Origin of the sequence: Anaerocolumna aminovalerica, from assembly GCF_900115365.1 — a bacterium.
Lineage (GTDB): Bacteria > Bacillota > Clostridia > Lachnospirales > Lachnospiraceae > Anaerocolumna > Anaerocolumna aminovalerica.
This window is the reverse complement of the sequence record NZ_FOWD01000003.1, coordinates 30718-44982: the sequence shown is the minus strand read 5'-3', so window position 1 is coordinate 44982 and position 14265 is coordinate 30718. Positions and strand designations below refer to the sequence as shown.

Here is a 14265-nt window from a genome sequence, read left to right as displayed (position 1 = left end):
TTATATTATAATTTTTCAAAAGGAAAATTAAATTAGTTTTGGAAATGTAGTCAATAGGAGATATAATTATGAATTACTTAGTCAATCTAGAAAAATGTGTGACAGGATTTGCCTGTATGCGAAACGGAGCAATAATAAAGAAACATTGAATTGGAGAGTACAATAAATATTCCACTTACATTCTCAGGGCGTACCATGATAGAAAATGATAGATTACATATAGCTTCCAGAAATATCAATGGAATAATATCATTTTGACTTAAAACAATATTTAACAAGCTAACATATTGTTTATAACCAAATCACAGAATAAATCAAGTGATACATGTAACCACTTTTGTGTCACTTTTTTATCTGGAAAGAGAAGCATAAATAGTTACTGCGCGGCATTTTACCAGATTTGTGTCCGTAAGCAAGAAGAGGTGCCTTATTTATACTGTTTTTTATGTACTGCGCATATGGAACATTACGGTTAATAATATAATCATAGCTTACTTGATGGGTAGCTTCTAAACTAAGAAGCTACCCATGTTTAGTTTACCAATTTTCTTATAGGCAAATGTGACTGATTTATAGAGAATGCGCAATTACTTTAGTGTTTTGAAAATTTTAAGATTTTTAAGAGAGTGAGGGATCAATATGCAATTTGAAAAAGAAAACCTGGATTCAATCAATGTGTGTGTGGAATTTGAAATCATATTAAGAGGTAGGCTAACAGCTGAACTATACCCATAAGGCATAAGCAGAAGAAGGCTGTATTTGATTTGCATGGTTTTCCTAGTTCTTTAAGCTTATTTTAATAGGTAAATAGTCTGTATGTTGTTATATTACCTCAGTGAATTGACGAAATTATAATAAGAAAAAATGAGGAGTGAAATTATATGTGTGAACAGACAATCAATGATTTACAAATCGTACTGAATAACATCGATTCGAGAATTGAAAAAAATAATACTATTAGTTCTAAAGAGCTTCAGTATTTAATGTATCAAAAAATAAAGATACAACAACTTATTGATGATCTTAACCAAAAAAATGATTATTTTGTAAAATGTAATCCGTAAAAACTTTGGGAAGGCAGTTGCCTTAAAGGAGATTTTGTGAGCTATTATGGACGTTAAGTATATAAATTCTGTTATAGAAACTTTCAATGTTACTTTGGAGCAATTCGGAGTACATAATATTAAAAGATGTAATATTCAAAAGAAAAACAAAATGTACTTGAACTTAGATTTATCCACAATAGTCTGTTTTCAAGGTGCCGTTCAGGGCGATATAGCTCTTTCTATGCCTTTAGACACTGCAAAAAATTTAGCATCAGTAATGATGATGGGAATGAGTATTACTGTCATCGATAATATGGCTAAAAGTGCAATAGGGGAATTATCCAGTATTATAGCAAGTTCTTATGCAACAAAACTTTCTTCATTTGGATTATCTACAAAGATAAATCCTCCCAGAGTTATTTTAGAAAACGCTGAAATTAACAGTATTGAGACTTTAGTGATTGATTTTGAAACTGATCTGGGAAAAATGGAACTTAATATTGGACTTAATATAAGCTGAGCTAAAAGCTAAAACGGCAGGAAATAACCTGGTAAGGTGAGTTTTCTAAAAAATGAGCTCCCACCAAGGAATAACTAGATTTAAGAGGCATCATTATTGATCGCTCAAGGCACGTTGAATGCGTGAATTTTGATGTAGAATTGTGATACGAGAAAAAATTAGAATATGACCACAACATATAGTATGTCTAAAGCAAAATGGGGCAAAATCAAGGTAAAAAATAATCGTGATTTTGTTCCCTTTTTAGCGATAAATACTGCTGCAGAAACAGATTTTTAAGATATGACCTAATTGATATTCCTGAAAAGCAGGGATGTCTCAAACTTAAGAATGGCTTAATTTTTTTTAAGATGAACTTACGCTGGAAGAGTTCTGTTCGAAGCATGAAGTGCTTTCATTAAAAAATGAAAAACTTGATTTCAACGAATCATTAACAAAAGAAGTGTTAATCTTAATAGATTATAGTTATACTGTAATTTGTATTATAGTTAACACTATTTATATAATTTATTGCATATTCAAACTGCAGAATAATACTTAGAATATGCTTTTTTTAATTTTTCAATATAATCGCATAAAAAAATAATTTTAAAATAAGTAAATTTAATAAAATGTCAACAGAGAGCAAATCTTAAGAATTTGTCCATTGAAGCAAATGCTATGGAATTTACATATAAAATCATATTGGAAGCCTTGATTTTTCTGGCTTTCTTTTTTTATCCACATTTGATTCCCTAACCTTTTCTTCATTTATTTGTGAAGCAATAGTAAGGGAATTTTGTAATTTAAAGCAAAACTTAGGGAATATCATCAAGTTTTGAAGTAAATGTTAGGGAATGTTGGTATTCAACATGTTTTAATATTTTCCACTGATATAATATGATATAATGGCAATATGTTGTTAATTATAGCAATAATGGGAAACTCAGAACCATATAAAGAAATAAACAAGCGCAGATTAAGAAACTGGATTGTAATTACTCCTTAGATAAATAAATAGAAAATATAGAGAAAATCAGCTTGCTGTTTTCTGAAAACATGAAATTCTTTATATTACATGGAATTTTAGTACTAGGGTCAGTGATTTATGTGAATTGTAAAAATACAATGATTGATATATAATAACTTTACAAGTATTAATTAGAAGCTAATTTGAAAGATATATATATAGAAGGCTGCCACAGAATAATACTTTTCAAACTATTTATTTGTAGCAATATCACATCTGTTCACAGACGTGATATTCAATGAGTATAAGGTTGAAGAACACTTCAGCCACACGTATTTTTGACTATTTTAGTTATAATTTATATAGAACTTAAAACGAGAAAGGTACAGGAAGAGATATGAAGTCATTAGTATTAGCTGAGAAACCATCAGTTGGAAGAGACATTGCAAAAGTCTTAAAATGTTCTAAAAATATAAATGGAGCCATAGAAGGAGAACGATATATTGTCACATGGGGACTAGGTCATCTGGTTTCATTAGCAGATCCGGAAGTATACGATGGCAAATATAAAGAGTGGAAAATGGAACATCTTCCTATGTTACCGAAGAAGTTTGAATTAGTTGTACTGAAACAAACAAGTAAGCAATATCAAAACGTTAAATCACAAATTCATCGAAATGATGTATCAGATATTATTATTGCTACTGATGCTGGACGTGAGGGTGAATTAGTTGCTAGGTGGATATTAGAAAAAGCAAAGAATAATAAGCCAGTGAAGAGATTATGGATTTCATCTGTTACAGACAAAGCAATCAAAGAAGGTTTTTCTCATCTTAAGGATGGCAAAGAATATGTGAATCTCTACCAGGCAGCTGTAGCAAGAGCTGAAGCGGATTGGATTGTGGGAATGAATGCTACAAGGGCTCTAACGTGTAAATATAATGCGAGCCTTTCTTGTGGACGAGTTCAGACACCTACATTAGCGATGATTTCCAAGAGAGAAGAAGAGATAAAAAATTTCATACCGGTTCCATACTATGGACTTGTTGGAAGAGTTAATGGAATGACAATTAATTGGAAAGATCCAAAATCAAAAGGTTATACTACCTTTGATAAAAGTAGAGCGGACGATGTTTTAAAAGTTGTAACAGGAAAAAATGGTATAGTTACAGAACTAAATTCTATAATGAAAAAATCCTATTCACCTGGATTATATGATTTAACAGAACTACAAAGAGATGCCAATAAGAGATATGATTTTTCAGCGAAAGAAACTCTAAATATTATGCAGCGCTTATATGAAAATCATAAAGTGTTAACTTATCCAAGAACGGATTCTAGGTACCTTACTACGGATATTATAGGAACTTTAAAAGAACGATTAGATGCTATCAGTATTGGTCCATATAAAAAATACGCATCCATGTTAGCGAGAAAACCAATAGTAACCAATTCTTCATTTGTAGATAATCAAAAAGTAAGTGATCATCATGCTATAATACCAACTGAACAATATGTTCGCCTTGATAATCTAAGTACTGATGAGAGAAAGATATATGATTTGGTGGTTAAAAGATTCCTATCTGTATTAAGCCTGCCTTGTGAATATGAGGAAGTAACAATAAAGGTACAAGTGGAAAATGAAGAATTTATTGCAAATGGTAAGGTAATTAAGTCATTAGGATATAAAGAAATCTATGAAAATACATTTGAAGAAGAAACTGATCTGGAAAAGCTGCCTAAAGTAAATAAAAATGATATTCTAAAGAATATCCAATTCTCCATAACAGTTGGAAAAACGAAACCACCAGCACCATTTAATGAAGCGAGTCTATTAACTGCTATGGAAAATCCAATCAACTTTTTAGAACTAAAAGAAAAAGAAATGGTAAAAACATTAGGAGAAACAGGTGGACTAGGAACCGTTGCTACCCGTGCTGATATCATAGAAAAGCTATTTAACTCTTTCTTAATGGAGAAGAGGGGTAAAGATATATTTATTACATCAAAAGGAAAACAATTATTAGAATTAGTACCGGAAGACTTGAAAAAACCGGAGTTAACCGCTCAATTGGAGATGAAGTTATCCAAAATAGCCAAGGGAAATCTTAAAAAGCAAGACTTAATGAATGAGATGGTATCTTATACAAAGGAAATTGTAGCAGAGATTAAAGAGAATGAAGGCAAGTTCCGGCATGATAATCTAACCAATACGAAATGTCCAGATTGCGGTAAAAAAATGCTATTGGTAAATAATAAAAACAGTAAAATGTTAGTTTGCCAAGACCGTGAATGTGGTCATAGAGAGACAATAGAAAGAACAAGTAATGCAAGATGCCCTGTATGTCACAAGAAGATGGCATTAAAAGGTCAAGGGGAAGGGCAGTTATTTACCTGTGTTTGCGGATACAAAGAAAAACTAACGGCATTCCAAGAAAGACGGAAAAAGGAAGGTGCTGGTGTTAGCAAAAAGGATATTGCAAACTATATGAATAAACTTAATAAAGAAGAAAAAGAACCAATAAATAGTGCATTTGCAGATGCTTTTGCTAGGTTAAAGCTTTAAAAGTAAGATAGGAATGAAAAGGTATGAAAAAGATAAATTCAATAGGATATGGTGGAAAGGTTATTTTAGTTGGTATTTTGTTTACATTTATTTTTCCAATAATAATATTCTTTGTTCCATATAAATGCAGTTTGTTAAATCTTGTTTCAAAGGTTTCATTTTGGGTAGGTATTTTAATCTTACTACTATTTTTCATTTGGCTAAAGATAGAACTTTATCAGGATAAAAAAATAAATAAGCATTTTGAGAAAAATAAGAATAAAAAAATCTCAATTGAAGACGGAAAATTTGAATGTCAGGCATGTGGTAATCGACAAGTTAAGCTGAGTGATAAAAGGTGTAGTGTTTGTGGAATTAAATTTATATAAGCGGATAAGGCATTGTATTTTGCATAGAATCTTGGGTCGAAGCCAACTGCAATGAACAAGGGATACGTTACATAAAAAAGAGTAACCATGAAAAGATTGATGAATACAGACTTGTTCTATTGTAGAGCTATCGTGTTAGAGTGTAGTTATGGGAAGGATAAATGTAATGAAAGAACAGTTATAATTATTCGCGAATCAAATGATAAAGCAATCGATTTGGGAAGGAAAGATCAAGAATATTTGAATGAGTAAGAAGAATATTTAGAAAGTGATTTTTGGCCATTTCTAATTCAACATTTTGGAGAGAAGCAAGAAGAATTGTCACAGACTCAAAAATTAATAGCATCTCTTCATGCAATGATAGATTCATTTGAAGCTCCATGTGAACGAGGATACTATCAAGGGAGCGAAGGCTATGAACATTGGATTACTGGTTTGAGCAAAGACGACTTATGGAATGATAGCAGTTTAGAGAATGAGGTAGAACGAAGGTTACAAGTCAATGATGCACAGTTACTTAATTTAGGCGATGCAAGAAGATGTGCTGGAGTCTATTTAAAAGAATGTGCTTCATTGTTACAACAGGAGGAGGCAAGAATGCTGAATGGCATTGCCCATAGTTATACAAAGATTAGTGAAAGAGTATTGGTATTTCGAGAAAAGCTAAATAAGAGTAATGGAAAGGTTCTTTGTTATAATGGTTCAATTCAAATGAAACTGAATCTGAACTTACGAAATGAACAGATATTATTATTGAAAGATATAAAGGTAAAGGAGCAGCAATTAGTTGAAGAAGCAAAATACATATTAGATTGTATGACAGAAAATCAGAGATGATTTCTCTGTATAACAGAAATGAATGAGGAATCTGTATGTCAGGGAAGAGCATATTTGCTTAATGTAAAGCCTAAAAAAGTACAAATGACAGAGAGGTACATATATGTCCGAATGGGATGATAAACTCGAATTTTTAAAAAGTATTCGTAAGGACTGGTGTAACAGTGATTATATCGAGTTTCTAGTTGAGAAGGTTTGGTGTATTAATGATCCAGTAAAAGTAGTTGATTTTGGGTGTGGCTATGGATATATCTGTGATTTACTGATGCCCCTTCTTCCGGCGGGAAGTACATACACAGGTATTGATAACAGTAATGAACTAATAAAGGCAGCAAGAAAGCATCTTGCACATTATGAATTTGAAGTAAATTTTGTATATGCGGATTTGCTAGAGTATATTCCGGAAGAAAAGTATGATCTGGCAATTTGCAATGCCGTTTTGCGACATATTCCTAATCCTGTAAAGATATTGGAGAAGATGAAGAATTCTGTTGTAAAAAATGGATTAGTAATCTGTTTTGAAGTGGACAGACCTATAGAAGAGATCGGATTTTATTGTAGTGAAATTGATAATTATTCGCTTGGTCAATCAGAGCTTTATCGTAAAATGTGCGATTATGAATATACAACAGGTGGACGGGACTATCGTGTAGGAATAAAGATGCCGAAGTTTATGCAGGAAATTGGGTTGCAAAATGTCAGTGTAAGAATGAATGACAGCGTGAAATTTGCAAGCCCCGTTTTGGATAATTATGAAGAAAAACGCAGAATGTTTGCAGCCGGAAAAGGATATTATGAAATACTTAAAAACCCGGATGTTTTACCGCCACTAGCAGTTGCTCTGACAGATAAAGAAAAGAAGAAATTCCTTGATAATCAACAAAAGATAGCATCTACTGTCGTGAATGGAGAAGGTTATTTAATACAAACACCGTGTGTATTGATTTCATATGGGTGGAAGTTATGATATACATTCTGTTTCAATATACCTTGTTGTGAAGGAAAAGTAAGAGAGTAGAATCTATTTTAACTACACCTTTTTATTGTTTCTTCTGTAATATGAGCTTAAGTGAGTAGAAAAACCATGCTAATTAAATACTAGACACTTAGTTTAAATTCAGATTTTTGAATTAATGGAGATGTTTTATATGAAAAAAAGAGCAGTTTTTTTTGTCTTTATTATAGTTTTAATTATTTTATTTCTATCATGGTACATGAATAATTATATTTCAAAAACTGTAAAGTATGGATCTTATTATATGGAAGTAGATACAGAATCAGGGATATCTCCATTTGTTATGATTAGTGAAAATCAAATATCATTCACATATGATTTACTAAGTAATCATTTATCACTTGGTAATTATTCAATAGAAGGTGATATATTAACAATGACAACATATGATGGTAACGAAAAATATGTATTTCAAATAGATGGAGATACTCTTATTTTTCTAGAAAATAGTTCATCTCTGATAAAATTAAAAAATGAAAATCAAGAAGTAAAGGTTACAGATAAAGCAAAATTTCGTCTTAAGAGATAATAACTCCAAGAAGCATTAAACCAGTAAAAATATTCTATGTTTGCATAATAATAGGTCTTCTAATGATTTAATTTATTTTATCATAGAAGACTGAACGAAAGAAGAAAAATAGAAGAGTATGTATACATTTATGCCTATCAGAAGCTTTATTACCATATTAGTCGAGCAAACCACATAAGACGTAAATTGGTAAAAGCAGAAGATTTTATCTAATACTAAATGAAAAGCAAATAGAACATTTTTTTAATAGAGGCTTTAGCTTGAATGCCATACTTTATTTTTATGGAAACGAGATATGGAATGTGGGAAAATTATATTAATTATTGGTTTCACCATGAAGATAAATACGCGTTGACCAAACGCCTGAAAAACATATCATTTAGAACATATTCAGAAGAATATACAAAGAGTTCCTATTAACAGTCAATCAAAAAGAGCAAATCTATAAGCTGTATTTTTCGTAAAATGCAGCTTTTAATCATGGATACATTACGATATTTCTTAAATTTCCTTTCAATACTCCATATCAAAGTTTTGTTTCAATATAACCTAGCTACATGATTTCTTAAGTTTCTTTTCAATAATTCGAGATTTCTGAAGATTCATTTTAATTTTATATTCGATATGTAAAGAGAGTAAGCCCGAACTTTCTTTTCAAAAACACCCGAAGTTTCTTTTCAATGGACAATTTGACAAAGTTAGCATATTGTATGATTAGGCACATATCCAACTATTCGCAAAACACAAGTTTATCGAATAGTTGGAGAGTTCTTCTTATAACTCTAAAGAAATTCTTCAAGGAAACCCTGTTTTCCTTTATTTGTATTTAAACATTCTCGGGTAATCTTTTGTTTAAACTAAATTTAATATATATATAATATATATGGAATCCAGATTAACATCGTATTTATTATTTAGTTATCTAAAAATTCCTCTATAATTAAAAGTGTCATAAGTCAGATTGATTCGATACAATGACTTATGACACTTTTAATTATTTATACAGAAGCTTCTTAATTTCCGAAATGCTATATCCCTGCCTCTTCAGTTCCTGGATTTCATTAATCCTTGCAATTGTCTTTTCCCTTGGAAATCTCCGTGTCAGATTCTCTTCTTCCTGTTCAAAGGGTAATATTCCCTCCTCTGTGTAGAACTTCAGGGTACTGTACCGGCTACCAGTAAGCCGGACCAATTCTCCGATGGAAACATATTCCGAGGCTGCTATCTTCTCAAGGGAGCGCTGTCTTGACATTTCTATCCCTCCTTTTATATCTGATAGCGGCGGAGACGAATACCATGAACCGGAATTTTACCCACAATTGCATCTGCGACTGCTTCATATAAGATATTGTCTATCTTCAATAATGGCACCGCTCCCCCACGAAGCACGGTAACTTCATGTCCGTAACCATTCAGACGCTTTAGTACGTCCTCAAGACGCTTCTCAGGGTTGGAAAACATTGCTTCCGTTTCAATGAATACTGACTGGGAACGTTCAATAAAGGGAAAGTCAAAATTTAAACCCGTACCGAAAGGTGTACTCATCAACTGTTTTTTAAAGGTCAGAAAATTCTTTACGGCAGTCTCACCCATATGATGGATTGAAACTTCAAACAACCTCTTTGCCAGTTGGCTGCTTTGATACATTTCATTAAAACGGATCAAAACGCTATCCAATTCTTTTTTTGTAAATATCTCGCTTAAGCAAGCACTTTCCCGTAGAAGCCAAAGCTTTACGATATCTTCGTCTGTAAGTTTACCCTCTTCCAATACTTCGCTTCTGATTCCTTCTGTCTGCCGGTTATATTCCAAACTGTTGCTTCTATATTCCCTCATGGTAATATCCGCTGTAGTATAAAATAAATCACAACCTAAAAGGTTCGGAATTTCCTCCATTAAATTAAGTCCTTTTAAGGAATCCATTATAGTATGCTCTACCCTCTTTAAGCTTTTATCGGAAAGTGTTGAAGCTTTCCCAAGCCACCAGGCAAAAGTCCCTTCCAGACTGTCCTGGTTCTTAAATAGATGTTTCAGTACCTCTTCCTGATAAAGAAGAATATCCGGCTTGGCAAACACCTCTCTGTTCAGAACCAGTTGTTCTTCCTTCTCTGTAAAGTAGTCCTCTAAATAAAGTTCTAGTATTACCGCTGCAGAAATACAGCGAAGCGCCATTCTTTTTGCTGTTGTCATATGCAGACTGTCCAACGAATTTAGTGATATAATTGTAAATCCCTGAGCTAATGTTAACTCCTCCATAACTATACTTCCTCCTGTAATTAATATGTTTATTAGTTACTTCTTACTACATATTACTTACTACTTATGATTTAAGAATATCATTTATTCCGATAATTGTAAAGAGGCTATTTTCTTTTTTTAAAATTTTCATCTATTAATTTCAATAAGTTTCTTTGACATTATCATCATTCATTCAAGATGTTTTTTGTAACCTTAGCTACCACCTTAGAATATACATATCGATATTAATAAATAACATTAATAAATAGCAAAACGTTCCACTTAAAAGGTTAGTAAAATCCTTCTTAATGGAACGTTTTTTAACTATAAAACTAATTTTATCAACTACCTATTTAATACTATCTATACTAATTTGGTAATTTAAAAGGTCAGAATATAATTCACTTGTGATTTTCGCAAGGGCGGTGACTTCTGCCACAGTATTTTTTGTAACCTTAGCTGCCACCTTAGGTTATACATATCGATATTAATAAATAGCAAAAAACGTTCCATTAAAAAGGTTAGCAAAATCCTTCTTAATAGAACGTTATTTAATACTATCTATGCTTATTTGGTAATTTAAAGTTAAAAACCTTACAAGTCAATTTCTTTACTCCACATTTAATGCTCCCTGGGATATCAGATTACCATTCTTACGACTAAATAACAATATACCTTTCCCATCAAAGTCGAGTTTTACAGTCTGCCCAATCTCATATAATACACCCCCGAATACAACACCTGTAAATAGGAAATTACCAATTCTTATTTTAACGGTAGTCTCCATACCAGTAGGCATTGCACTGTAGATTTCTCCTGTTAAAGAACCATGCTCACTGATTTTTATAAATTCCGGCCGTATTCCTATAACAAAATCATGGTATGTAATTACCTTCTCTTCCTCTAATATTCCATCTTCATCCACCTTAGCAATGTGATATCGGAATCGGGAATCTTTATTTCCTTTTTCAACATTTTTCTTGTCCTTTTGCTTTTCAAACTCAGTTTGACGCTTACTCTCCTCTTCTATTTCCTGTTGCTTGATCCAACGTGCTATATCCAGGTTTTCTCTTGGTATAAATGTGGCTTTAATATTCTTTAAGATTTCTAAAGCAATGTTTCCATTTGCGTTCTGTACTCCTTTTGCTTCCATGAAATTAATGGCCGGGTTCCCTACAAAATCCGCCACAAATAAATTATTTGGTCTATTATATACCTGGAGAGGTCTATCATATTGATTTAACACTCCATTGTCAATCAGACATATTTTAGTGGCTAAGGTCATAGCTTCCATCTGGTCGTGGGTGACATAGACGAATGTACTTCCGGTATCAATATGAAGTCTTTGTAACTCAGATCGCATCTCAAGTCTTAATTTAGCATCCAAGTTTGACAATGGCTCATCCATAAACAGCACCGTAGGTTCCGGAGCCAAAGTACGTGCAATAGCTACACGTTGCTGCTGACCTCCTGAAAGTTCACTGGGATACCTATCCATAAACATGCCAATCTTTACGATTCTGGAGACTCTTCGTACCGCTAAATCGATTTCCTCCTTCGTCATTTTTCTAATTGTCTTTACTACCTGACCATTCTTTATAACTTCATAGTTATCATTTAATTCGCAGCCGGAATCTTTATATTTTCTTTTTGCACTTTCAATATCAGCTTTCCATTTTTCTCGAATTTGTTTCGCTTTTTCTTCTACATCAAAAGTATCCTGTAATTTATAACTTAAAAGTTCTTTTGCTGTGTAAACAGATATTTCATATAAATCAATTAATTTGATTATTGCTCTGCCTGTGTCCAAAACGCCGGACTTATCCATGCATTCGTTAATTGCCTGAGCAACTTCTCCCGGTTTACTAAGTATTTTAATAAGCGTATCTGCACTTTTAACCTCGTAATCCACCGTTGCCATCTCTTCTTTTATGTTTTTAAGACCAAAGCATATATTCTGGTATACGGTCATATTTGGCCACAAAGCATAGTTTTGGAAGAGAAAGCCTACATGTCTTTTATTAGCAGGAATATTAATTCCCATCTCACTATCAAATACAGTAACTCCGCCAATGGTAATTTTTCCGCTTGTAGGAGTTTCAAGACCTGCAATCATACGGAGTGTTGTTGTTTTTCCGCATCCGGAAGGCCCAAGTAACGTAACAAATGCATTATCTTCTATTACCAGGTTAAGATTATCCACCGCATAAAACTTTCCCCATCTTTTCGTAACATTTTCTAGTATTATTTCTGGCATATTATCCTCGATTCCGATGCTTTAGCACCATTTTATAACGAAGCAATTTTTGTGCCGCACAAATTGCCGGTTAAAAATTTACTTTTTCAACTTAATTTCCTCCAATTCCTTTATCCAGGCTTGCACCCGTTACCTTATTAATCAGCCCGTTGCATATAATAATAAATATAATCAAAATAAGATTAATACCGCTGGAGAATGCATAAAGACCCATTTCATCAAAATAATCAAGTAAAGTTGTAACGATCTTATTTTGTGAGCAAAGCAGCATAAATAAAGTTAATTCTCTAAGGCAAGTCATAAACGGTAATAGATAGCCGCTTATAATGGATGACTTTTGAATAGGAATAATAATCTTGAACATTCGTTTGAACCATGGAATGTCCTGGATAATGGCAGCTTCTTCGATCTCACCGCTTAGCTGTAACATGGAATTTAGCGCACTTCTGCTTGCAAATGGTATATACTTTACAGTTCCTGCAAGAATAATTAAAAGGTATGTATTATAAATTCCCAGTGCCGATCCAAAGATAAAGAAGGAAACACCCACTGCCAATGAAGGTATCAGGTAAGGCAGGAATGCTATGGCATTTACATAGCCTGCGGCTTTGCTCCTTCTGTTTTTACTGACACTGTATCCCACCAAAGTACCTATGGTACCGGCAATTAAAGAACAGCATATTGATACAATTAACGTGCCTTTAAATGCATTCCATATGGTAGAATTAAATAGGATTCCCAATTGTCCGTACATTCCATTTTCCGTTAAATTTTCTGAAGTAATCCACCATTTTAATGTTAAATTACTTAGATTTCCTGAAGTAAGGAAACTATAATCACCTGGGTTTGGCAGGAAGGTTTCCATAGCAAAGGAAATAATAGGATAAATACTTGTAAATGTTGTTAATATAATAAATATAGCAGCAATTGCATATTTGCCCACTCTGCCAAGATTCACCTTACTAATCTGTCCTGATTTACCTGTTACTGTTGTATAGCTCTTCCGGCTGCTTGTGGTTACCTGATTCATCATAAGAATAACTACACCAAAAACCATCATGATAATAGCAAGAATACTGGCTTCTCCGGCTCTGTTCACATTCATACTGACGTACTTTGTTGACAGAGTTGTTAAATTCATATAATGAGGTACCGGATAACTTCCCATAGCACTTCCGAAAACAAGAAGGATAGTTGAAAGAATTGCCGGTTTAATCATGGGAAGAGTAACCTTGCTGAATATTCTCCACTTTGGTGTGTTCAAAATCACTGCCGCTTCTTCCAGATTGGCATCCATATTACGGAATATTCCACCGATCATTATATATGCAAAAGGGGCATAATGAAGTGCCAATACTACTGCACTGGGAAAAAGTCCTTTACACCACCATGCAGGCATGGTGATCCTGAATAAGGAGGCAAGTAAACCGTCAGAACCGCCGGTTACCCCATGACTGTTAAATAAATTCTGCCATACTACTGCCAAGGTCCACTGTGGCATGATATACGGGAAGATAAAAATGGCACTTAAATACTTTTTGAATTTTAAATTCGTTCTTGTAACAAGATAGGCAAAAATACCTCCATAAATAATTGCACCTAAGCAAGTAAAGAAAGCCAATAACAGTGTATTGCCAAGAGGTATCCAAACATTTTGTCTGCTAAGATTTCCGGTAAAAAGATCAATCCAATTAACTAATGTATAACCGGAGGTCTTTCCGGTCAGATGTGCGTCTACAGATCCTACATGTATGGAAATTGTATCCGCAAAAATAGAAACAATGGGTGCTATCGTCGTTACAGAAAGAATAATACCGAGAACCAACAAAACAACGTTTTGGGGTTTACATAGGAAAGTCTTAACTTTATTCATAAAAATTCTTGATTTCCCCGGTCTTTGTAAAATTTGCTGTTCCATGATTTCCTCTTTCTTTATTATT

The 14265-nt window shown here is 33.0% G+C and carries 10 protein-coding genes; 6 read left to right on the top strand and 4 right to left on the bottom strand.

Features of this window, described 5'->3' with window-relative positions; all coding sequences use genetic code 11:
• The first annotated feature begins 1110 nt into the window (after positions 1 to 1110).
• The 6 genes from BM183_RS02305 to BM183_RS02280 all read left to right on the top strand — a co-directional run bounded on the left by BM183_RS02305 (position 1111) and on the right by BM183_RS02280 (position 7830).
• Complete coding sequence (locus BM183_RS02305) at positions 1111 to 1566, top strand: chemotaxis protein CheX (protein WP_091684165.1); 456 nt, start codon at positions 1111 to 1113, stop codon at positions 1564 to 1566.
• A 1346-nt stretch (positions 1567 to 2912) separates the two neighbouring features.
• Positions 2913 to 5081: a DNA topoisomerase III gene (locus BM183_RS02300; protein WP_091684164.1), complete on the top strand. Its 2169-nt coding sequence runs from the start codon at positions 2913 to 2915 to the stop codon at positions 5079 to 5081.
• Between the two features lie 23 nt (positions 5082 to 5104).
• Positions 5105 to 5449, top strand: coding sequence for a hypothetical protein (locus tag BM183_RS02295; RefSeq protein ID WP_091684163.1), 345 nt, complete (start codon positions 5105 to 5107; stop codon positions 5447 to 5449).
• Between the two features lie 318 nt (positions 5450 to 5767).
• Positions 5768 to 6286: a hypothetical protein gene (locus BM183_RS02290; RefSeq protein ID WP_091684162.1), complete on the top strand. Its 519-nt coding sequence runs from the start codon at positions 5768 to 5770 to the stop codon at positions 6284 to 6286.
• A gap of 103 nt (positions 6287 to 6389) precedes the next feature.
• Positions 6390 to 7253 carry a class I SAM-dependent methyltransferase gene (locus BM183_RS02285; RefSeq protein ID WP_091684161.1) on the top strand — a complete coding sequence of 288 codons (864 nt, stop codon included), beginning with the start codon at positions 6390 to 6392 and terminating at the stop codon, positions 7251 to 7253.
• Between the two features lie 181 nt (positions 7254 to 7434).
• Positions 7435 to 7830 carry a hypothetical protein gene (locus BM183_RS02280; protein ID WP_091684160.1) on the top strand — a complete coding sequence of 132 codons (396 nt, stop codon included), beginning with the start codon at positions 7435 to 7437 and terminating at the stop codon, positions 7828 to 7830.
• 994 nt (positions 7831 to 8824) lie between these two features.
• Here BM183_RS02280 and BM183_RS02275 read toward each other — a convergent pair.
• The 4 genes from BM183_RS02275 to BM183_RS02260 all read right to left on the bottom strand — a co-directional run bounded on the left by BM183_RS02275 (position 8825) and on the right by BM183_RS02260 (position 14243).
• Entirely contained in the window at positions 8825 to 9082 is a 258-nt protein-coding gene (locus BM183_RS02275; RefSeq protein ID WP_091684159.1) for a helix-turn-helix domain-containing protein, read from the bottom strand.
• 14 nt (positions 9083 to 9096) lie between these two features.
• The gene (locus BM183_RS02270) at positions 9097 to 10086 is read right to left on the bottom strand and encodes a hypothetical protein (protein ID WP_091684158.1); all 990 of its coding nucleotides are present in this window, start codon (positions 10084 to 10086) and stop codon (positions 9097 to 9099) included.
• A gap of 592 nt (positions 10087 to 10678) precedes the next feature.
• On the bottom strand, positions 10679 to 12325 hold the full coding sequence (locus BM183_RS02265) for an ATP-binding cassette domain-containing protein (protein WP_091684157.1): 1647 nt from the start codon (positions 12323 to 12325) through the stop codon (positions 10679 to 10681).
• 91 nt (positions 12326 to 12416) lie between these two features.
• Positions 12417 to 14243, bottom strand: a complete 1827-nt coding sequence (locus BM183_RS02260; protein WP_091684156.1) for an ABC transporter permease — start codon at positions 14241 to 14243, stop codon at positions 12417 to 12419.
• Between the last annotated feature and the right edge of the window lie 22 nt (positions 14244 to 14265).

Bases quoted from the DNA above. Each gene is read 5' to 3' on its own strand.
- BM183_RS02260 (WP_091684156.1), bottom strand. From the start codon at position 14,243: ATGGAACAGCAAATTTTACAAAGACCGGGGAAATCAAGAATTTTTATG.
- BM183_RS02275 (WP_091684159.1), bottom strand. From the start codon at position 9,082: ATGTCAAGACAGCGCTCCCTTGAGAAGATAGCAGCCTCGGAATATGTT.
- BM183_RS02265 (WP_091684157.1), bottom strand. From the start codon at position 12,325: ATGCCAGAAATAATACTAGAAAATGTTACGAAAAGATGGGGAAAGTTT.
- BM183_RS02305 (WP_091684165.1), top strand. From the start codon at position 1,111: ATGGACGTTAAGTATATAAATTCTGTTATAGAAACTTTCAATGTTACT.
- BM183_RS02270 (WP_091684158.1), bottom strand. From the start codon at position 10,086: ATGGAGGAGTTAACATTAGCTCAGGGATTTACAATTATATCACTAAAT.
- BM183_RS02300 (WP_091684164.1), top strand. From the start codon at position 2,913: ATGAAGTCATTAGTATTAGCTGAGAAACCATCAGTTGGAAGAGACATT.
- BM183_RS02285 (WP_091684161.1), top strand. From the start codon at position 6,390: ATGTCCGAATGGGATGATAAACTCGAATTTTTAAAAAGTATTCGTAAG.
- BM183_RS02280 (WP_091684160.1), top strand. From the start codon at position 7,435: ATGAAAAAAAGAGCAGTTTTTTTTGTCTTTATTATAGTTTTAATTATT.
- BM183_RS02295 (WP_091684163.1), top strand. From the start codon at position 5,105: ATGAAAAAGATAAATTCAATAGGATATGGTGGAAAGGTTATTTTAGTT.